At 27.3% G+C, this 20244-nt stretch carries 18 protein-coding genes and 1 pseudogene; 15 read left to right on the top strand and 4 right to left on the bottom strand.

Annotated elements, in window-relative coordinates; genetic code table 11:
• Positions 1 to 20: 20 nt before the first annotated feature.
• The gene (locus tag B5X81_RS25085; RefSeq protein ID WP_170917605.1) at positions 21 to 236 is read right to left on the bottom strand and encodes a LexA family protein; all 216 of its coding nucleotides are present in this window, start codon (positions 234 to 236) and stop codon (positions 21 to 23) included.
• A 178-nt stretch (positions 237 to 414) separates the two neighbouring features.
• Between B5X81_RS25085 and B5X81_RS25080 the strand changes: the two genes are divergently transcribed.
• The 7 genes from B5X81_RS25080 (at position 415) to B5X81_RS25050 (ending at position 6570) form a co-directional block, all read left to right on the top strand.
• Positions 415 to 1236, top strand: coding sequence for a DNA adenine methylase (locus tag B5X81_RS25080; protein ID WP_079495788.1), 822 nt, complete (start codon positions 415 to 417; stop codon positions 1234 to 1236).
• 81 nt (positions 1237 to 1317) lie between these two features.
• Positions 1318 to 1545: a hypothetical protein gene (locus B5X81_RS25075; protein WP_079495773.1), complete on the top strand. Its 228-nt coding sequence runs from the start codon at positions 1318 to 1320 to the stop codon at positions 1543 to 1545.
• A 15-nt stretch (positions 1546 to 1560) separates the two neighbouring features.
• Entirely contained in the window at positions 1561 to 1839 is a 279-nt protein-coding gene (locus tag B5X81_RS28905) for a DUF7678 domain-containing protein (protein ID WP_456298925.1), read from the top strand.
• Positions 1840 to 2740: 901 nt separating this feature from the next.
• The gene (locus tag B5X81_RS25065; protein ID WP_139380472.1) at positions 2741 to 4897 is read left to right on the top strand and encodes a P-loop NTPase fold protein; all 2157 of its coding nucleotides are present in this window, start codon (positions 2741 to 2743) and stop codon (positions 4895 to 4897) included.
• 94 nt (positions 4898 to 4991) lie between these two features.
• Positions 4992 to 5561, top strand: coding sequence for a hypothetical protein (locus B5X81_RS25060; protein ID WP_079495770.1), 570 nt, complete (start codon positions 4992 to 4994; stop codon positions 5559 to 5561).
• A 190-nt stretch (positions 5562 to 5751) separates the two neighbouring features.
• Positions 5752 to 6132, top strand: a complete 381-nt coding sequence (locus tag B5X81_RS25055; RefSeq protein WP_139380471.1) for an RNA polymerase sigma factor — start codon at positions 5752 to 5754, stop codon at positions 6130 to 6132.
• 189 nt (positions 6133 to 6321) lie between these two features.
• Positions 6322 to 6570: a hypothetical protein gene (locus tag B5X81_RS25050; RefSeq protein ID WP_079495768.1), complete on the top strand. Its 249-nt coding sequence runs from the start codon at positions 6322 to 6324 to the stop codon at positions 6568 to 6570.
• 81 nt (positions 6571 to 6651) lie between these two features.
• On the opposite strand, the gene B5X81_RS25045 is transcribed toward B5X81_RS25050, so the two are convergent.
• Positions 6652 to 7179: a hypothetical protein gene (locus B5X81_RS25045; protein ID WP_139380470.1), complete on the bottom strand. Its 528-nt coding sequence runs from the start codon at positions 7177 to 7179 to the stop codon at positions 6652 to 6654.
• Positions 7180 to 7952: 773 nt separating this feature from the next.
• Here B5X81_RS25045 and B5X81_RS25040 point away from each other — a divergent pair.
• Positions 7953 to 8615 (top strand): Fic family protein, encoded by a 663-nt coding sequence (locus B5X81_RS25040; RefSeq protein WP_079495766.1) that lies wholly within the window; start codon positions 7953 to 7955, stop codon positions 8613 to 8615.
• 54 nt (positions 8616 to 8669) lie between these two features.
• On the top strand, positions 8670 to 9566 hold the full coding sequence (locus B5X81_RS25035; protein WP_079495765.1) for a tyrosine-type recombinase/integrase: 897 nt from the start codon (positions 8670 to 8672) through the stop codon (positions 9564 to 9566).
• Positions 9567 to 9844: 278 nt separating this feature from the next.
• Here B5X81_RS25035 and B5X81_RS27975 read toward each other — a convergent pair whose 3' ends face one another.
• Positions 9845 to 9982 carry a hypothetical protein gene (locus B5X81_RS27975; protein ID WP_208985134.1) on the bottom strand — a complete coding sequence of 46 codons (138 nt, stop codon included), beginning with the start codon at positions 9980 to 9982 and terminating at the stop codon, positions 9845 to 9847.
• Between the two features lie 112 nt (positions 9983 to 10094).
• Here B5X81_RS27975 and B5X81_RS28875 point away from each other — a divergent pair.
• Positions 10095 to 10193: pseudogene (locus tag B5X81_RS28875) on the top strand (transposase); the annotation flags it as partial.
• Positions 10194 to 11404: 1211 nt separating this feature from the next.
• Here B5X81_RS28875 and B5X81_RS25015 read toward each other — a convergent pair.
• The gene (locus B5X81_RS25015) at positions 11405 to 12220 is read right to left on the bottom strand and encodes a hypothetical protein (RefSeq protein ID WP_079495762.1); all 816 of its coding nucleotides are present in this window, start codon (positions 12218 to 12220) and stop codon (positions 11405 to 11407) included.
• Positions 12221 to 12625: 405 nt separating this feature from the next.
• Between B5X81_RS25015 and B5X81_RS25010 the strand changes: the two genes are divergently transcribed.
• The 5 genes from B5X81_RS25010 to B5X81_RS28280 all read left to right on the top strand — a co-directional run bounded on the left by B5X81_RS25010 (position 12626) and on the right by B5X81_RS28280 (position 20079).
• Positions 12626 to 15715, top strand: coding sequence for a hypothetical protein (locus B5X81_RS25010; RefSeq protein WP_079495761.1), 3090 nt, complete (start codon positions 12626 to 12628; stop codon positions 15713 to 15715).
• A gap of 16 nt (positions 15716 to 15731) precedes the next feature.
• Complete coding sequence (locus B5X81_RS25005) at positions 15732 to 17228, top strand: LPXTG cell wall anchor domain-containing protein (protein WP_079495760.1); 1497 nt, start codon at positions 15732 to 15734, stop codon at positions 17226 to 17228.
• A gap of 470 nt (positions 17229 to 17698) precedes the next feature.
• Positions 17699 to 18628 carry a hypothetical protein gene (locus B5X81_RS25000; protein WP_139380469.1) on the top strand — a complete coding sequence of 310 codons (930 nt, stop codon included), beginning with the start codon at positions 17699 to 17701 and terminating at the stop codon, positions 18626 to 18628.
• A gap of 294 nt (positions 18629 to 18922) precedes the next feature.
• Entirely contained in the window at positions 18923 to 19675 is a 753-nt protein-coding gene (locus B5X81_RS24995) for a hypothetical protein (protein WP_079495758.1), read from the top strand.
• 11 nt (positions 19676 to 19686) lie between these two features.
• Positions 19687 to 20079 (top strand): recombinase family protein, encoded by a 393-nt coding sequence (locus B5X81_RS28280; protein WP_079495757.1) that lies wholly within the window; start codon positions 19687 to 19689, stop codon positions 20077 to 20079.
• The last annotated feature ends 165 nt before the right edge of the window (positions 20080 to 20244 follow it).

Below are 20244 nucleotides of genomic sequence, written 5' to 3'. Positions count from 1 at the left end.
TCCTTTTTATCTCCCTAGATTTAAACTACCTTTATAGCCCTGGGCCTTCTTCTATGCCCTACTTGAATATACCCAGCTCTTTCAAGTGTTTTCAAATGAGCATAAACAGTGCTTGGGGATTTATAACCACATGTTTTCTGTATTTCACGTATAGATGGAGAATATCCATATTTTTCACAAAAACTTTTGATAGCCTTATATATTTTTACATGACAATCATTTAGTTCTATTGCCATATATAAACCCTCCTTTTTTCCTTTTATTTTGAGCTCTATATTAACATTATAATCGAACATGTGTTCTGTTGCAAACTATTATTTTTGTTTCTATTCTAGTAAAATTAAATTAGAAGATGTCATGACATTAAAAACAAAAGACAAAAAGTGAGGTGTAGTATTGACAAACAATTTTAAAATGCTAAAACCTCCTATTCCACGATTAGGAGGGAAGTCAAGATTGAGAAAGAAAATTATATCTATGCTGCCTGAACACAAATGCTATGCAGCACCATTTTTTGGCGTAGGATGGGTGTTTTTTGGGAAGCAACAATCTAAAGTAGAAGTTATAAATGATATTGATGGTGAGTTGATGAATCTATTTAAAATGATTAAATACCATGCTGAGGAAATTGACAGAGTAATGTTTTATGAAGTTAGCAGCAGAGATAGATTTAATCAGTATAAAAGAGCTGATATAGAAAATCTAACAGAGATTCAAAGAGCTGTGAGGTATATATATATTATATCTCAAAGTTTTGCTTCTAAGGGTGGATGCTATGGTTATGGAACTAACACTAGACCAAGTCCACAAATTTATAATACAGAGTTTCTTGTAGATCTAAAAAAGAGGCTTCGCAACACATATATAGAAAACTTGGATTATAAGGTAATATTTAAAAAATATGATAGGGAGTGGACTTTCTTCTTCTGCGACCCTCCATATCTTGATACTGATATAAAATTTTCTTCAGGATGCAAAATTAACTTTGATAAGGAAGAACATATAAAACTTTCTAATATTCTAAAAAATATTAAGGGAAAGTTTTTACTTACAATAAACGATCATCCATTTATAAGAGAGTTGTATGAAGGTTTTAATGTTATCGAAACTAAGGTTAACTACTCTGTAGCTAAGAAAAGTTCAAGTCGAAAAAGATATAGGGAACTAATTATTACTAACTATGACGTTGATTATGGCAACTTCAACAGTGAAGAATACTTGTCAAAGGTGGTATAGTTGAGAAATCTAGTATATTTATAGTTGTTTTGTTTAAGTGAGGAGGAGATATAAATAGAAAATAAAATTATAAATACTTTTATGGTTGTTGATGATTCAATAATTCCAGGATTTAAAGTAGAAGTTGATATAAAGCATAATAATAAAGCGAAATTGAAATACAACGTAAAAGATGTTATTAAAGATTCCTATGATTGCAGCGTAGATGAACTTGAAAATTTAATAGTTGAGCTTATAAGTAATATTAGACTAATAGGTAATCAAGATAGGGTTATTGAGAGAGCTCTACATAAGATTTTTAGTAAGTAGAAGGAGGACTTAGATATTATAAAAGTTAAATTTACAAAGTTTCCAAAAGACACAAAATGGGTTGAAGGTATTGTTAACAATAAAGAATATAAATTTTATGCTAAATTATTTGATGGTCCCTCAATCTATGGCATAAACAATGGAAGAGTGAGTAAGCTTTCTATACGTGGAGAAGATTCAGGAGAAATAGTGAATTATGATAGGGGATGGGATATAAGACCTAGTGAAGAATTTGAAGAGGTATTTAATGCGGTATTAAACTTTTTAGAAAATTCACCGGAAAGGTTCAATTAGAAATGTAATTTAATTAATGATATATAAGTGATATATAGATTTAAAAGAGCTTTTCATATTCTGAAGAGCTCTTTTTATATGCTATAATTATACTATCCTTTCGTTTTTGAGAAAGGAGGTGACAAAGTAATGTCTTCTAACGAAAGAAGAAGATACATAGTAGAATTAATTGTAGCTTTTTCAGCACTAATAACAGCAATTGCAGCACTAATTAATTCAGTAAAGTGAAAGAAAGCAGGTAGTGGGCCTACCTGCTTTCTTTTTGTGACAAAAGTTGTCTTCTAACAAAAGATTTATCTTATTTATAGTATACCATATTATTTGACATTCATTCAATGGTTTTTGACTTTATTAAAATAGAAATAATCCATAAATAATATTTGCAACATAATTTTTTGTATTCTTAGATAAATACTCTATTTTATAATAAAAATAGAATAAGTTATAGCAAGAAATTTTTGCAACATAAAAATATTTGAATAATTATATACCAATTTTTATTATTTTAGGAATTATAATATAATAGTTATTAGAAATGTATTTAGTGAGTAAGAATGGAGAATTTGATTTTTGATTGCCATTATTTTTTTATTATTAGGATATGGAGATGGTCAGTACATAGAGTATATTTATTATGTTTATAATGGGTAGTTGAAAAAATTCAGTATATAAAGAGTGAGGTTAAAATGGAGAGTATACGATCATTTTTTAATAAATTATTAATAAGTACAATATTATCATATTTAATATTGTATACAACTAATATTGATGTAATTCATTTTTTTTTAATTATATTTTTAATGTGGGTTTGGTTGTTATGGAATTATGATATGAAAAAAACATAGAAGTTTTTGATACATTTATAATTATATCTATAGGTAATTTAATATTATATGTAATAATGAAAGTAGTTTACAGCAATGAAAAATCAACATGGATAATGGGTATGCTATTTTATTTATTTATACTAGGTATGTTAATATGCAGTTTCCTATTAGATACAAATAAAAAAAATAATATAGAAAATAAGAAATTAATAGTTAAAAGAAAAAAAGATTTAAAACGACTTTTAGACTATTTAGACCTATTTAAAATCATAGGAATTGACGGTGAATGGGGATCGGGAAAATCTTTTTTAGTTAATGAACTGAAAAAGAAAATCAAGGATAAATATGAAATAATTGAAATAGATGTTTTATCATGTGATCTTAATGAACTTCAATTAGTTTTGACAAAAGAAATTGAGAAAATAATACATAAGCATAGAATAATATCTAAATACTCAAATAAATTAAAGAAATTTTTGGGTGAGGATAAATTTATACAAAAATTAAGTAATTTAATTTTTCCTGAAACCTATACTTATTCTGAAATAGTAAAAGGATTTAAAGATGAATTAAATAAGATAGATAAAAAAATTTTGATAATCTATGAAGATATAGATAGAATTTCAGATAAAAAAATTATAAAAAATATATTTGCCATATCGGAAAAAATTTCCAGCGATAATATAAAAATTATTTATCAATTCCATGAATATAAATTAAATGAAATTGGTTTTGATAGTTCTTACTTAGAAAAATACATACCATATAGGATGCATCTGACACAAATGAACTTTTTTGAGATTGTAAAATTTGTGTTAGAAGAAAACAATATAGATAAAAGCATATTAGAAATAAAAGATTTTGATTTTATGAAAGATTATAAGCAAAGAAATAGATATACTGTTTTGCGAGATAAATTTCAGATGAATCAGGAATTATTTTTAGATTTTTATAATTTTAGCATAAGAAAAGTTGAACACTACATATTTGAATTATTTGTTATATTAAAAGATGAAGAATATAGAAAACACAAAGATACTGTGCTTAGTTTCTTTTTAGTAAAACATTTCTTACCAGAAGTATATAAGGAAATAAATATTGAGAAAGGATTAGTAGAAACACTTAAATTTAATCACGATTCAAATTCATATACATTAATAGAATTAATCGCTATGAAAAAGTCAGGAAAATTAAATAAAGAAAAAATTAATAATATATTCAATATTAAAAAAAATAAGAAGAACTATTGTGTTCTAAAGTTATTTAATTATAATCATGATGAACTTATTAATGAAAAAGATGTTAAAAATCCACTTAACGTATTAAGAAATAGGATAAACAATGAGAAAAAGGATAGAATTATATGGAGTTTGCTAGAAAACGGGAAGTCAAAATATACTGACTATGAATATGTTGGCAAGAAATTTATTCATGATGTATTGAAAAAACCAAGAAATTATCGAGTTAATGCTTATAATAATTTTCATGATGATTTATTTAATCAAGATAGTCAAGAAATTGATAATACAACAATATTTAAACTTTTCACTTCACCTTTTCTAGAATTATTTAAGGCATTTCGATTTTTAGATGTGACTGATGAAGAAAAAATAGCTCTAATTGATATTTATTTTAAAATAGATGAAATTAAATATATTAGTAGTGAACTTATTCAGAATATAAATTATTGTTCCTTAACAACCAAAAAAGAATATATTTATATATTAAAAAGAATAAATAAATTAAATGTTAGTTGTAATTTAAATGTTGAAAGAAGTTTTACCTATTTTTTAAAAAAATGTATTATAGCCTTATATAATTTTGGATATATAAAGTATGGAGAACATAGTGCGATTTGTGAAGTAGAAGTTATTAGTGATTATAGAGAATTGGTAATAGAAGATATTAAAGAAATTATTAAGGATATAAAAAATTTAAAAAATAAAATAATTATGCATTTTGAATTTAAGGAATTAGAAGATGAGTTTAATACAATAATAATATTTTTTGAAAAGATGATTGAACTTTTAGATTGTAAAATTCATGAAAAAAATAAAACTAAAGGTCCATCGATAAATTATTCTATAAGCAATAAAACAAATCAATATGAATTTGAAAGGTTAAAAGCATTAAAGAAAAATAGTAATTTCAATCAAGAAGTGAAAAAAAGTTATTCAGAAGGAAAAATAACGCCTTATGAAATTTATAAGTTAATTGAAATATTAACATAATATATTTACAAAATAGCTTATCATTATTCTCATGAATTTTGGCAACACAATACGTTAGGTAAAATCTCCTAAGTAAAGAAATGAGGGCGAAGAAATGAAAATTACTACTAATGAACAAAATCATTTAAGGACAATATCAGAAAAAATGGATAGTCTTAAAAGTTATTTAATATCTAAAAATGAAGACTATAAATTTTCAATTTGTCAATGGTATATATATATAAGTCAGTTTAAACGTATAATGGGTAATCTTAATAACGATGTTAGTTTTATAGCTTGTATACTTGCCAAACAGTTTTTAACTGCATTTCATAGAATAAGTTCTGATTTTGATGTCGCAGATAAGCCACAGGGAGCTTCTGGCTTAGATATTGATATAAAAACAGTAGATGGAAAGCGTATAATAGCTGAGATTAAGACTACTATTCCATATAAACCAAATGACCTTGGAGCACAACAGAAAAAGATGTTTAAAAAGGATTTTCAGAAGTTAAATAAAGAGTCTGCTGATCACAAGTATTTTTTTGTTACTGAAGAAAAAACTTTTCAAATAGTCAAGAATAAATATCTTGAAGAATTAAAAGGAATAAGTGTCGTACTTGTACCAGCAGCCTTAAATAACAGCAAATATATAATTAGAGTTCCGTCTGACTCCGGATATTAAAAAAACAATTAATTCTAGAAATATAGAGGCTAAAAGATGAGATTTAGCAGATAAAATAAGAAAATTTATATATTAAAGGCTAAGAGTTCTGGATTAACCTCTATAGAAATTAAGTCAGAGGATGTACGAGAAGCAATGGGGCTTAATGCAAGGCATGCAGCTGTTTGTAGTGCTATGAAAGGAAAAAAGATTGAAGAACATTATAATGTTCCTATTATTGATAGAAGAGGCAGAAACAGATTTAATCATATTTTTAATAGAACTGGTTAATGATCTTAATTTATCTAACTTTAATCCTGACAATGAAGGAGCATTGGCTATATTTATTCATAAGTTTTTAAGCAATACATTTAAGAATTTGTGCAAGAAGAATAAAAGAAGGAATAAGGTGGCTGTTGAAATTGACTACAGTATTATTAGTGATAATTCTATAATTAGTTTTGATAGTGAAATTTTCATTTCTATGTTACTTGATTCTTTGCCACAACTACAAAAGCAAATCATTTACAAAAAATATATCCAAGGATATTCAGATAGAGAGATTTCAATTATTTTAAATATATCAAGGTAAGCTGTAAATCGAGCAAAGAATCGTGGCTTAAAAAATCTTAAAAAACTTTTAGCAGATGATAATTAATGGTGTAATTAAGTATAAATACCACTCCTTAAAATTAAAAATAGAAGGTATAAATTATTGTACTTGTACTATATTTAGGTTAGAAGCTACTATTTATTATTCTTCAAAATAAGGAGTATAAGTATGAAAACTGTTATGATAGCTATATTAATGATAATTGTTATGCTTTCTGTGGATATATTATTACAATATTTAGATATGCCTCATATAGCTCGTATGCTAACAGCTTATGGTATAGTTGCTTATAATTGTATGCTTAGAAAAAAATTCGGTCTTTTTGGAACATTTGATATAATAATTATTATATTACTGATTTTAGTTCTAATTCTTATGTTTGTGTTACCTTACATCTTAAGAGTAATTTATCTATAGATACTTATTATTACAATTTTATATTACAAGGAAAAGAGGCTATTCACAATGAAATAGCCTTCTTTGTAATGTGATTTATTATTAATCAATTTCTTTTACACATGAGCTGCCATTAGTATGCTGATATAACCCAGTTTTATAAACTTCTATTATCTCTACTTTATTTTCAATTGCATTTACTGTATCTTCCATATCAGATTTCAGTTGCTTAACATCATCGTTTAAATCACTTAGTGCAGCTATTGCATCTAAAGCACTTGCTGCTTCCTCAGCAATACTCGATCCATCGCCAGTACCTAACCAAGCACTATAAGCACTCATAAAAGCGGAAATTGCATCTGTAAAGCCTATTCCTACAGTTTTACCCATCTCGTCATAGAGAGCTTCCATTTGTTCTTCTTCAGCTACCAGCATGTCATTTAGATCAATTAACTCATTTTGTTCAATTACCATATCATTATGATAATCGTATGTTACTTGGCAATTTGTATAAATATTATCATACAATTGTTTCCATTCATCCATATATACGCAAGAACTTGCATAAGCCACAGCTCCGAAAGCTATAACCAATACTAATAATACTGAAACAGAACGTACTTTTTTCATCTTTTTCATAACAGCACCTCCGATATTTTTATCCGAGAGCTTTAACCGGTTAAATGCTTCTCATATATTAAAAACAACTTTTAAGAGCAAATTGTAAACCCCAGCTACAAAAAATTTGAAAAAAGTTTTAAAACTACTATGCGCTATAAGATTAAAACAGTTAATAAAGATAATTCTAAATAAGCTAATCTGAGAAAAGTTTATTATAAATTAAAAATCTCCTAAACCATTAGCATGTATACAGTAAAGTATAAATACCAATGATTTAGGAGAATCATTTATATTTATTTGCACCAGAAAGATATTTTCATTAAGGATAACTTTCTTTATGTCTAAAGTGGTAAATTAGCAAATATCTTCAGATCTAACCCAGTACCAATCAATATCCAGCCTAAAATAGCAAAAAAACCCCTCCTAATTTATTCATTGGACATGCAAGTTTTACATTTAAAATAATAAACTATATTAATCAGGTGTATTAATTATAATTAACATACCTTATACTGAAAAAAATGTTGTATTTATAGGGGTCTCACCAACATATTAACATTATCCTACGCTATGATATAATTTAGAAGTAATTTCTTAGGATTTACTATTCTAAGGAATCACTAATAATTAATCCGAGAAATAAGATTCTCGGATTAATTTTATGTATATTCCATTGATATATTACCGAGAATACGGTATAATATATGCAATTAGGTTTACCGAGAATACGGTAAAGGTTTTAGAAAATTATTATAACACAAAAATGGAGGTTGAATAATAATATGATATTTAAAAATTATTCAAATAAATGTAATTTATCAATCAAAGAAAACATATTTCATGCTAAAAAAATTATTATCCAAAATATATATAACAGTGCAAAACTTGAGGGTTGTAATGTTACCTTTCCTGAAACTGAAACAATACTAAATGGTGTAAATGTTTCAGGAGTAAGTATAAGTGATATTGAATGTATAATTAATCTTAGGAATGCTTGGCGATATATGCTAAAAACTATAGAAGAACCCCTAACTTTAGAATATATTTGCAAAATACATGCTGAGGTTGCAAGAAATGAAGCTCTGGAATGGGGTGTACTAAGGACTGGTAGAGTAGGGATTTCAGGAACGTCTTATATACCTCCGGTACCAGATAAAGACCAGGTGGAATTAGAACTAAATAAAATACTTAATCTTCCTACTGCAACATCAAGAGCTATATATTACTTTTTATGGGCAGCAAGAAGTCAATTGTTTTGGGATGGAAATAAACGAGCAAGTACTCTCATTGCAAATAAGATACTAGTATCTAATGGAAGTGGTATTTTTACTGTCAAAGAAAATGATTTGTTAGAGTTCAACACTAGATTATCTGCGTATTATGAAAGCGCCGATTACTCTGAGGTTGATGATTTCTTATATGATAATTGTATTATATACTATTAAGATGTCTTTAAAGAATATTATAAAATAGACTACCCAGTAGAGAAAGGATACTTTATGGAAACTATAAATCAATATATAGATTGGTTAAAAAATGAGGAAAAAAGTGAAGCCACAATTAAAAGTTATAGATCTGCTTTAGGAAAGCTGGTCGATTGGTATGTAGAAACAGAGAATGAGGATTTTGTACCGGATAAAGTAACAACAATGCATTTATATGAGTTTCAAGCCTATATGGACAAGATTAAAAAATATGAGCCAGCATATAGTAATAAGATTATTGCATCATTAAAAACATTTTTTAAATTCACTACTGAAATGCATTTAACGACTTTTAATCCTGCGTTAAAAGTCAAAATGAAAAGGACAATGAAACAATATGCAGCTCCTAAGTGGTTAGGAAAAAGGGAAGTTGCAAAGTTTTTTCATGCAATTAGTAATGAAAAGAATGATACTGTTAGAAAAAGGGATATGGCAATATGCCGATTAATGGCCGGTGCTGGATTGAGGGTTCAGGAAGTTTCTGACCTTACTATTTCAGATGTTTGTTTGAAGAAAAAGATGGAAGATGTTACTATCCGAGGTGGTAAAGGAGATAAATATAGAATAGTACCCCTAAATGGTGATGCAATTCAAGCATTACAGGAATGGTTAGAAATTAGGAATCCTGAAAGTCGAGACGACCCTTATTTTTTAAGTGAAAGGGGAACCCCACTATCAGATCGTTCTATTCGATATATGGTTTATAAATACGCTAATAAGGCAGGACTTGAAAATGTTTCACCACATATACTCAGACATACTTTTTGTAAAAGCCTTGTAGATAATGGTGTACCCCTACAAAGGGTGGCATATCTGGCTGGTCATGAAAGTTTAGAAACTACACGTAGATATATCCAGCCAAGTAGAGCTGATTTGAGAAAGGATGTTCAATCAATATCAGAAAAAAGATAATTAATGATCGGGGGCGTTATCATTGTATTTGAGAGTTAGGGAACTATTAACAACTGAGCAAGGAAAAGAATTCACCAGTATATTTTTCGGCTTATAATAGAACTATAGTAGAATGTAAATAGTGTTGAAGAAAATATGAAAAAATAGTTTTAATTTGATTCTTGGTTTTAGGAGATTTTTTAATATGTTATTAGGAGATTTTCTTTTCCTTTTTTTGATGAATATCTAGTTTTTTTTTACAAAGTCTATAAACTTTTCTTCTTAAGACTATAGCTATCTTAAAGTTTCTTATCTAATAGTTTTTTAGGCCTATCATTTTTCTTAATGATGGTATCATTATCTTTGCCATTATTATATTTTAAAGAACTGGCAGGAGTATTAATTTGTTTCTGACCCATCTGTTTACTGTACCACATAGCAAATCATATTCTCTTACTACTTAATGAAGCATTACTAGTTTCTTTTACTTCCTTAATAATTTGATTTTAAGATATATTGTCCAAAATAATTAGGAGGTTTAAAAGAACTGAAGGATTTAACAATAAAATTAAAGTGTTAAAAAGAGTGCCATTCGGACTCAGGAGTTTTCATAGATTCCGTAATAGAATTATTTATTGTACTAACTAAATAATAATTAAATATCAATATTAAAGCCTATATTTTAGCTAGGTTTATTAAATACATCCAAATTCATATAGAATTTTATTGCTATATTAAAATACGCTCTAATATAATAATGGAGCAGGATTAAAACTAATCCTACCCCAACTGTTGGCAAAGAGCCTAATACAATAAAGTAAAAGAAAGCAGATAGCCTCACTACCTGCTTTCTTTTTGTGACAAAGTTGTCTTCTAACAAAAGATTTATCTTATTTATAGTATAGCATATTATTTGACATTCATTCAATGATTTTTCGCCTTGATATGGGGTTGGTATAATATATATTATATAATGTGTTTTTCTATAGGATAGATTGCCTTATTCGGTGTTGCAATCGTACGACACCTGTCTATTTATAGGGGTTAATGATTTGTAATTGATAGAGTTATTTTAACTCTATCAATTTTTGAAAAAATAGAATTTAAACAGTTAATCTATTTAAAAAATTCTGGTGTATCTCTGGACTAGTGGGAAGGAGTTTATCTTAGAGTTTAGCTTAGCTATGGTTCATAGAGTAATTTCTTATAAAGAATATGTTTTTAAGAAGTCCACTTTAGCTCTTGCATATGGAAATTTTTTAATAGTTTTAATTCTATTTATCTATGGCTATTGAAAATACTTAATATTTTAGAACAGGATTGTCAAAATATATTTTTTATTTACTTATGCTAACATTGGTATATAAAATTTTAAGTTACCTTCCATAAAATACATTAACAAGAAATACTAATATAAGTATTGTTATAGCTAGACTAATGAATATTGTACTTTTTCTAGCGAAATATTTTATGATTTGAGTTGTACGAGTATGCTTTTTACTTGTAAAAATACCGATCCATAAAAATACGTTATATCCATATTTAAATACTAATCCAATTATCACAAATATCCCTGCTAGTATAATACTTATTTTAGTAAAGAGATCTATACCCCTTGATACCATACTATCACACTCTCTATTTTCTAATGTTTTATATCTATTGTTATGCTAATTTAACTTTTACTGTATTTACAATAACTTATTTTGTTTATTTCGTCAAACGGTTATATAAATAGTCATATGATAAGAGCAAATCCTAGTATATTAACTAAAAAGACTCCCTCCTGAATTAATACATTTTAATATTTATCAGAAAGGAGTTTATCTTATCTTAATAAATCAAAGAATTATAGAAGTCTATAAATTATTTATCTCGTCTACAAGTCTACGACAGTTCCATAAATTTGCTGCAACTACAGGACCTAAAGTTAAAGATTCTATAGCTGCTGCACCTAAGGATATTCCAGGTATAGCCTCAACAAGTGATAGTAATAAATTCAAAAGCTGGGCAGTTGAATAATCTTCATATACATCTACAATTTGTTCCATAATAGCTCCCCATGTTATTGCAAAGCCGTCACCAGGCATATTACTTGCGATAGCTCCTTCTATTCTTTTGGTAAATTTATCTGCCGTTTCTAATTGATTTATAAAATAGTCGCCTTTTTGTTTTATCCGATAATCTTTTGAATTATAATCATCAAGGTATGCTCCCCTAGCCCAAGCTTCTGCGGAATCTTCAGGGACATCTAATTCATATTTTGTATCACCATTTGAAAATATGTCTCTAATATAACTGTATCTACGATAATATTCAGAAGTATAATTATCATAGCTTGGTTCTTCTGAAGACATTCTATATAAATTTTTATTTACAGTTTTCATTTGATTTTCATATTCGTTTATTTTTAATTCATATGTTGCTTCATTTTTATTTGTTGATAAAGTTGCCGTGTTTTCTTTTTTGTTATACTCAACTTTTGATACAAAACCGTCACTACCTTTTGTTTCAACAATACGAACATTATTATTTTCCGACACCTTTATTTCGTAGATTATCCCATTTTTTTCTAATGTTTTAGTGCTTTCTAGCTGATTGCTATTTGCAAAACTTACTGTGCAAAAACTTATCATCATTGTAAACACTAATAAAACACTTACTATTTTTTTCATAATGTTAGCCTCCTAAAAATGTTATTGTTTTGTTACACGCGTGTAGTAAAATATTACCATACAATAATTTGGAAAAAACGTCGAAACTTGCGAATTGTACATATTGTAATATAATTGTAATAAAACTAAATATTTTAAATTTTGGTAAAAAATAAAATTGCCACAGTCTAAAAAATAAGATTATCTATATTTAAAAATATAAAACTCAAGTTAATATAATATTTAAAGAAGGAGAACTCCATCTCTATTTATGATTTGTGAATAAGAGAGTATATTAATTAGCGATAGTTTGCTGTAAAAATAAGGCATACCCCCAAAATATGTATTAGTTACTAAAAATTGTATCAACTGTTATTGTGTGTTAAAATTAAATTGCTGCAAGATGATGTATTTAGGGGGATAACAATGAAAAAAGTATTTATAGGTACATTTATAGTTATAGTTCTTGCGTTTATTACAAGCTTATCAATTTATGCTGATGGAGATATTTCCTCTGATAATGTTAGGGTCGAGTGGTCTAAAATAATTCCTAGTGGGGAGGGTTGGATTGAGCCGCGATGTATACGAGAATCTAGTAGTGGAGGGTATATAATAGCTGGGGTTACAAGTTCAGATGGAGGTAATGTAAGTAAGTTTGGAAAATATAATGCCTTTGTTGCAAAGCTATCTGCAGAAGGTAAGCTTGAATGGAAAAAAATATATGGAGGTAGTGATCATGATAGTGCTGAAAGAATTAGAGAAACAAGTGATGGGGGATATGTTTTTATAGGTACAACATCTTCAAATGATGGTGATGTTTCTGGAAACCATGGTTTAACTGATATTTGGTTAGTTAAATTATCGCCAAAAGGAAATATTGAGTGGCAAAAGTGTTTTGGTGGTAGTAATGAAGAAGCAATGGGTAGTGAAGGAGATAATTATGGTGGATTAGTCTTAACTGATGATGGATATGTGATTTTAGGAAGTACACACTCAAACGATGGTGATATTTCTGGAAATGATAGAGGCAAAAGTAATTGGATATCTAAAATATCAAGTAATGGTGATATTGAATGGCAAAAGTGTATAGAAGGATTTGAGCATTTTAGTATTACAGACATTAAGGCTGCAAATGATGAAGGCTATATAATTTGTGGCGAAAAATATTATCCATCTAATGAGGAAGATATATATGATGCTGGTGTATTAAAGTTATCAAAGAAAGGTGATATTGAATGGCAAGAGACCTATGGTGGTAGTGATTTTGATGGAGCTAGTAATGTTTATCCTACAGAAGATGGAGGATACTTATTCTCTGGATATACTGACTCAAATGATAGAGATGTTTCGGGGAATAATGGAGGAAGAGATATTTGGGTAGTTAAATTATCTCAAAAAGGAAGTATCGAGTGGCAAAAGTGTTTTGGAACAAAAGAAACTGAATTTACATCTTTTATGGATAAAACAAAAGATGGTGGATATATTTTATCATGTGGTTTTAGTAAGGGCGAAAATTGGTGGAATGCCAGTGAAGGAAATACTGATATTTTGATATTAAAACTTTCTAGTAAGGGTAGTTTTCAATGGTCTAAAAATTTTGGAGGAAATGGTCATGAGTTATATTCATATATACAACAAACTAGTGACGGTGGATATGTTATTAGTTGTGAGACGAGATCAGATAGTTTGCCAGGATACCCTGATCATCAAGGGTGGTCGGATGCATGGATATTAAAGTTAAAGGATGATAATACATATTCAAATAGCATATTAGAAGAAGTTCTAGGAGAAAACACAAAAGATGTGCCATCTGCAGTAATCTATAATAATGAATTTATTTTAACTAAAGTTGTAAATAAAAGTATTAATAAAAGTGAGTTAAACGAAGAGGTTTATATAGAAATAAATGGGATTAATATCACTGATGACATAAAAATAAAGTTTGGTGATATTTCATCGAATGATGTTAAAGTGATTAATGATACAAAGCTAAAAGCTAAGCTTCCTAAAGAAATTGAGCCAGGAGTATATGATGTAATTGGAATTAATAAAGAAGGTCAAACTTCAGTGCTACATAATACTTTTACTATTTACGAATCTTTGACATTAAATTCAATTAAGGTAGGAAATTTAAATATTAATGCTAATACAATAACCCAAATAGAAGATAATGAATTTATAGCTAGTGGAAATGTAAGAATAAACAATTTTCTAAGAACACCAGGGGAATTAGAAATTCATGCTTATAGTTTAGTTAAGGACAATGAATATAAAACAGGTTATGTAAAAGGAAATAAAAAGCTATATGTTTCTTTTAACAGTAATAATAGTAGTTTTATCCATAAAGTACTAAGTTATAAAGAAATAAATATTTCAAAAAGTAATTTTTTTATTGATGCGTTAAGCAGTAGTAAAAGTTCTTTTAAAAAAGCTGGATTATGTAATATAGACTTAGGAGTTTTTAAACTTGAATCGGGAACTATATCAGTGCTAAATGATGGGCTTGATTTAACAATTGGTAAGTTTGCATTTGGTAACTTGCTAAGAGATTTTAAAAATAAAAATGCTGTAAGAGGAAAGTTCTTTCCAATTATAGATGAAGCAAAATTAAAGATAACACCAAATGATGTTTTATGTAGAGCTAACTTTGGGATTGATTTTATCGGTAATTCTATAAAGTTACCGTTATTAAAATTTGCTTCTCCAAGTAATTTGAGATTAGAGATAGATACTATAAGTGAAAATAAAAAATTTTTGTTTAAAGGAGATTGTGGAATTGCTTTATTCAACAAAGTTAAAAAGAATAATTCTTCTTTTAGTATGCTTTATAAGGCCTATAGCCAAGATTTAAGATACCCTGATGAGATAGGGATGAAACTTGCCTTAGGAGAGAAAGCTATACCATTACATCCTTCAAAACTTATTTACTTAAAAGGTTTTGGTGGAGGAGCTAGTCAGCTATATGAGATAGTTAAAAATAATAATATTGGTGGTATAATAATAAATTCAACTTGTGATATTGGTATTGGGTTAAATACTCTAAAACTTCCCTTAACAGGAGATGTTGATATTATTAGCCTAGAAAATTTAAAAGGTAGTGCAAAACTAGACTTTAAAAATTTATCAATAGAAGGAAAATTAAAGTTTTTAGGATTTGATTTGGCTAACGGATTAATGAAATATGACTATTATAATGGATTTACAGCAAAGGCAAATGGTGAAATAGAACTTGCTCTTATTTTAGTTGAGTTTGGAACTAAAGGTGATATGTTGTTTTCAGTTACTAATGATGGAATTCTCGCTGAAAACAATTCAGAATTATACATTAACAAATTATGGACTTCAGAAAAATATAGTGGTGCTGGGAGTTCTAAATTTATTTTCAATAAAGATGTTACAGTATTTATATTAATGGCTAGAGGAAATAACGATGCTATGAGTATTAGAGTTGCTTTAGATAATGACGGAAACATACTTAATTTACTTAAGAAAGTTAAGATTGAAATAGATTTTTAAGAAAGGAAAATAAGTAATGAAAAGAGTTATTACATTTATTGTATTGTTTGTTTTCATTTTTTCTGGCTTTATAGCCTATGGAAAACAGAAAGAAGTTGATTTAGAAATCAAAGATAAGATGGAAAGCTCCCTTTTCTTAATTACATGGGAAAATGATAGTGAGGCATCTATTGAATTGACTACTCCTAAGGGAGAAATATTAAATGCAGAAAACTTAAAAGAAAGATATAGATTATATAAAAAATCTATCGCAATTTTCATAAATGCTCCTGAAATTGGGAGTTGGAAAGCTAAAATTAGCGGTGAAAATCTAGGAAAGGTATTAATTGAGGTAAGTGAGATTACTGACTTAATAGCAATTGAGAAATTTAATGTTTTAACTGAAGATAATGGTAAAAGCTATGAATTTGAATGGAATATAAACAATGCAGACAATGGAAGTACTGTGTCCTTATATGCTGATAATGATAACACTGGATATGATGGTATAAAAATTACTAGTTTTATCGGTGAAGTAAGTGGAAAAAAGAATATTAAAATTGATAACTTAAGTTATGGTAAATATTATTTCTATATAAAAGCAGAGGCTAATAATAAAGCGGTTGATTATAGGTACTTTGATAAATCATTTTTAGTAAATAGTCAAAACACACCAGAAAAAGTAGAAAATATTAAGACAATGTTTGATAACAACCAGTTAAACATTATTTGGGACAAAGCAGAAAATATGAATATAGAATCTTATAGAATAATGTTATTTGAAAAAGGCAACAATAAACCTTTTTTCTCAGAAGATATAAATGATATAAGTTACAATTATTCATATTTTGACGAAGAAGATATAGAAGTTGCAGTTGCAGCAGTTAATAATCAAGGTGTTGGGGGTGTATATGATAAAAAAACGATCAATATTCAAAATTATAAAACCTTAGAAGCTAAAATAAAATTTCCAGAGGAAGAAATATTGAATACTAAAAAAGTTATTTTGCCTATTGATTTAGAAGAAAATTGCAAAGCAAGTTTATCAGTAAATGATACTATTGTTATTAAAGATATTTTAGAATCAAATACTTTTTTAGTTACTTTGGTAGAAGGAGTAAATAATGTAGATGTTATTTTGGAAGATAACCATGGGAATAAAAAAAATTATGACAGAAAATATTTTGTAGATACATATCCTCCCCAGTTAAATTTGAATAAGGATTATGATAACATACAAACTAAGTCTGATAGCATAATTATATCAGGTGATTTAGAACCTAACGCGAAATTATATATAAATGATAGTGAAATAGATATACCACAGGATAGATCTTTTGATCACAAATTTAAATTAATAAATAAAGAAAATAAGCTTAATATAAAAGCCGTTGATTTAGCTGGAAATGAAATAATATATAATGGAATGATATATAAAGTAAATGATACAAACAATTTTATATTAATTTTATTAGGTGGTTTATTGGCAGCTGGAATAGCAGTATTTTATTTTATTAAAAAAAGTAAAGAATAGAATTAGCCTAGAAATGTTGATATTTGAAATATGAATTATTTATAGCAGGAATCTAAAATAGCTTCCTGTTTTTGAATAAATATGAACGATAGGTTGAAAGTAAGTAGAATATGTTTTTATATTTTAACAAAAATTGACTAGAACTATTTTCTTATTAATTTTAGATATTTTGCTTATTGCTTATATTGTAAATAAAGGGATAAAGCTACTTGTTAAAGTCTTGTATTTTTCATTAATTAAATTTACTACGACAAATAGGAATGTGGAGCATTATTAATATAATACCAAGTTGTTGATATATATTAGTATTCTTTCAAACTAATATATATCAATTAGTGTAGGGCTTAGGCTCTGCTCCTTCTATTTTGCACTAAAATTTTAATATGTTTCTGTTAAATTTTGCAATGATATGTTAAAATGTAGAATATATTGTTAGATTTCCATGATATGGGGGGATGGCCTTGAAACCTTTGAAAAAATTTACGCAATACTATACTGATGATAAGAATAAGTGGGAGTATTGGGAAGCACACAGAAAGTGTATTCTTTCAATAATCAAAGATAGAATTATTGATGTTCAGGGTAATTGTGATAATGTTGCCATATTTGGTGCAGGACATTGCAATGATTTAGATTTGTTTGAATTGTCTAAATTGTACAATGAAATTTTATTGCTAGATAAAAATACTCAACATATGGAAGATGGAATAAAATCGCAAAATCTTAATAAAAATAGCAATAGTAAAATTTCAATAATTGGAGGTATAGATTTTTGTGGAATAACGCCAACATTTTACGATGATCTAGAACGCTTACTAAAAGATGGAGTTAAATATAAAAATATACAAAAGTTTATCAGAAAAGAGGCAAATAATCTTTCTAAACCATCATTACCACTAAATCATAGGAATAATTTTTCGACTGTCATTTCGACTGCTGTTCATAGTCAGATATGTATTAAAGCGGTGGCATTGCTAGGGGAATACATAGATAATTATAGTCGTAAAGAAGTATTAAAGTTGAATGATGAAATAGGATACTTATATTCTAAAGCAGTTAAAATATATAATGATTTAATAATTTCGTTAGCTAATGACAGTGGCAGTATATTATTTATTTTAGATCATTCGGAAATATCAGATATTAGTAAGAATCTAAAACTATTACCAATATTGGAGCAAAATTTAAATGAAGGTAAGCTTACTGATAATTTAGTTATTACACAAAATTGTAGAGTAAGGGGATCAATAGACTGTACAAAAGATATTGAAAAAAGAAAAAAGAACAAAGCTTTTGTAGAAGATGAAGAATTTATTCATCAATGGCTATGGAGATTTGAGAACAAAAAATATTATCTTGTTTACGCATATACAATTAAAAAAGGTAGGCTAATTAGTTAGTCAGCAACTTATAGTATACATTAGAATAGTTTAGTGTATTTTATTAAGAATTAAATATAGAAGTTAATGAGGCTAGGGCCTATGCTCTAGCTTTTTTATTTTGCTCTAAAATTATAATTAAGAAAAGAGAGTAATTATAGTTTATAAAATAATTTATGATTTTACCTAATACTACTAAATAATGATATAATATGAAATGAATATATTAGTTATAAGGACAGATTATAGATAGAAAGTTTGTAATAAATTCAAATTAATAGATAATTACTATTGGAATGTTGAGGAGATAAAATGATGGAGGTACTATCTAAAAAATATAAAAAGAAATTAAAACAATTCTCGTTAAATGAAAAAACTGATTTTATTATATATTTACAAGAATTAATTGTTAGAACTGATAAATGTCTTGTTAAAATGAAACGTAATTTAGACAATTTGGCTAAGTTAATTAAAAAACATGATATGAATGAATTAGAAGAAGGTTTTTCTGGTGAGATAATAGTTCCGAGTGAGAAATATGGGATGTATGTAGATCTTCTAAGTAATAATACATCCTATCTATTAAATTTAATTGGTGACCAACAGAATAGTTCAATTTCATATAAGAAGTTTAGGTATATTATAGATAGAAGAATTAAAAAGAAAAGTTTGAAATTTGAAATTAGAGAGATAGATGAAGAAGTTAATAAAATATTATGTGACTTGAATAAAATGAGGAATTGGTTTAATCATGTGCCGGAATCATTATTGCTTTCAGAAATAGAATTAATAAGAGAGGGCAAATTAAATTCGCATAAATTACAACCAATTGAGATTTACTATCCTACATATTGTTCTTTAAATGTAGTTAAAGACTTATATGAAACTTCATTTGGGTTCTATAATATTTGCCGAAAAATTCATCAGAATGCGAAAAAGGACTATTCGTCCCTTATAGGTAAAAGCGTAACTATTAACAGAATTAGTATTGACGAACCAAAAACAATGGAATATTTTGAAGCAACAAAATTGTCATCTGACGTTCAAGGAATAAAAGGTTATATATAACAAATGGTTAGCTGTGCCTTATAAGTTATATAACAAAAACAGACTTTAGCGTAAGGTGGGGCTTAGACCATGCTATATTTTGTTCTGAAAGCAGTTATAAAAAAAGATATTCTAAGAAAAGTACTGATTTATTTGTAAAAGGATATAGCACTATTTCAATATCATGTAAATTAAATGATATGGGGCTGAGAACAAGAAAAAACAAAAAATGGACTACTGGATCTATATACTTAATTTTGAAGAATGAAACATATACAGGTAAAATAAGAAGAGGGATTAAAAAAGGAGATTGCGAGCTTTTTGAAGGATTACATACGCCAATCATAGATGGAAATACATTCAAAAAAGTAAAAAAAATTTTTAAAAAACGATCTAATGGAAGGGCAAAGTATCTATATCGATAAAATAGAAATCAAGTAAATTCATTTTACTTGGTCTTTTTTTATTTAAAATAAATAATATAATCATTATATGCAATAGAGTAAGATGGAACATAGCTGTTACAAAAACTGTATATAAGCCTAAAAATATCTAAGCAAAACCATATAAACAATTCTATAAAGCGATTT

This window comes from Maledivibacter halophilus (assembly GCF_900167445.1).
Taxonomy (GTDB): domain Bacteria; phylum Bacillota; class Clostridia; order Peptostreptococcales; family Caminicellaceae; genus Maledivibacter; species Maledivibacter halophilus.
This window is presented reverse-complemented; position numbering and strand designations above follow the sequence as displayed.

Coding starts and splice junctions, on each gene's coding strand:
- B5X81_RS25085 (WP_170917605.1), bottom strand. CDS start 236: ATGGCAATAGAACTAAATGATTGTCATGTAAAAATATATAAGGCTATC.
- B5X81_RS25080 (WP_079495788.1), top strand. CDS start 415: ATGCTAAAACCTCCTATTCCACGATTAGGAGGGAAGTCAAGATTGAGA.
- B5X81_RS25075 (WP_079495773.1), top strand. CDS start 1,318: ATGGTTGTTGATGATTCAATAATTCCAGGATTTAAAGTAGAAGTTGAT.
- B5X81_RS25065 (WP_139380472.1), top strand. CDS start 2,741: ATGAAAGTAGTTTACAGCAATGAAAAATCAACATGGATAATGGGTATG.
- B5X81_RS25060 (WP_079495770.1), top strand. CDS start 4,992: ATGAAAATTACTACTAATGAACAAAATCATTTAAGGACAATATCAGAA.
- B5X81_RS25050 (WP_079495768.1), top strand. CDS start 6,322: ATGAAAACTGTTATGATAGCTATATTAATGATAATTGTTATGCTTTCT.
- B5X81_RS25045 (WP_139380470.1), bottom strand. CDS start 7,179: ATGAAAAAAGTACGTTCTGTTTCAGTATTATTAGTATTGGTTATAGCT.
- B5X81_RS25040 (WP_079495766.1), top strand. CDS start 7,953: ATGATATTTAAAAATTATTCAAATAAATGTAATTTATCAATCAAAGAA.
- B5X81_RS25035 (WP_079495765.1), top strand. CDS start 8,670: ATGGAAACTATAAATCAATATATAGATTGGTTAAAAAATGAGGAAAAA.
- B5X81_RS27975 (WP_208985134.1), bottom strand. CDS start 9,982: ATGTGGTACAGTAAACAGATGGGTCAGAAACAAATTAATACTCCTGCC.
- B5X81_RS25015 (WP_079495762.1), bottom strand. CDS start 12,220: ATGAAAAAAATAGTAAGTGTTTTATTAGTGTTTACAATGATGATAAGT.
- B5X81_RS25010 (WP_079495761.1), top strand. CDS start 12,626: ATGAAAAAAGTATTTATAGGTACATTTATAGTTATAGTTCTTGCGTTT.
- B5X81_RS25005 (WP_079495760.1), top strand. CDS start 15,732: ATGAAAAGAGTTATTACATTTATTGTATTGTTTGTTTTCATTTTTTCT.
- B5X81_RS24995 (WP_079495758.1), top strand. CDS start 18,923: ATGGAGGTACTATCTAAAAAATATAAAAAGAAATTAAAACAATTCTCG.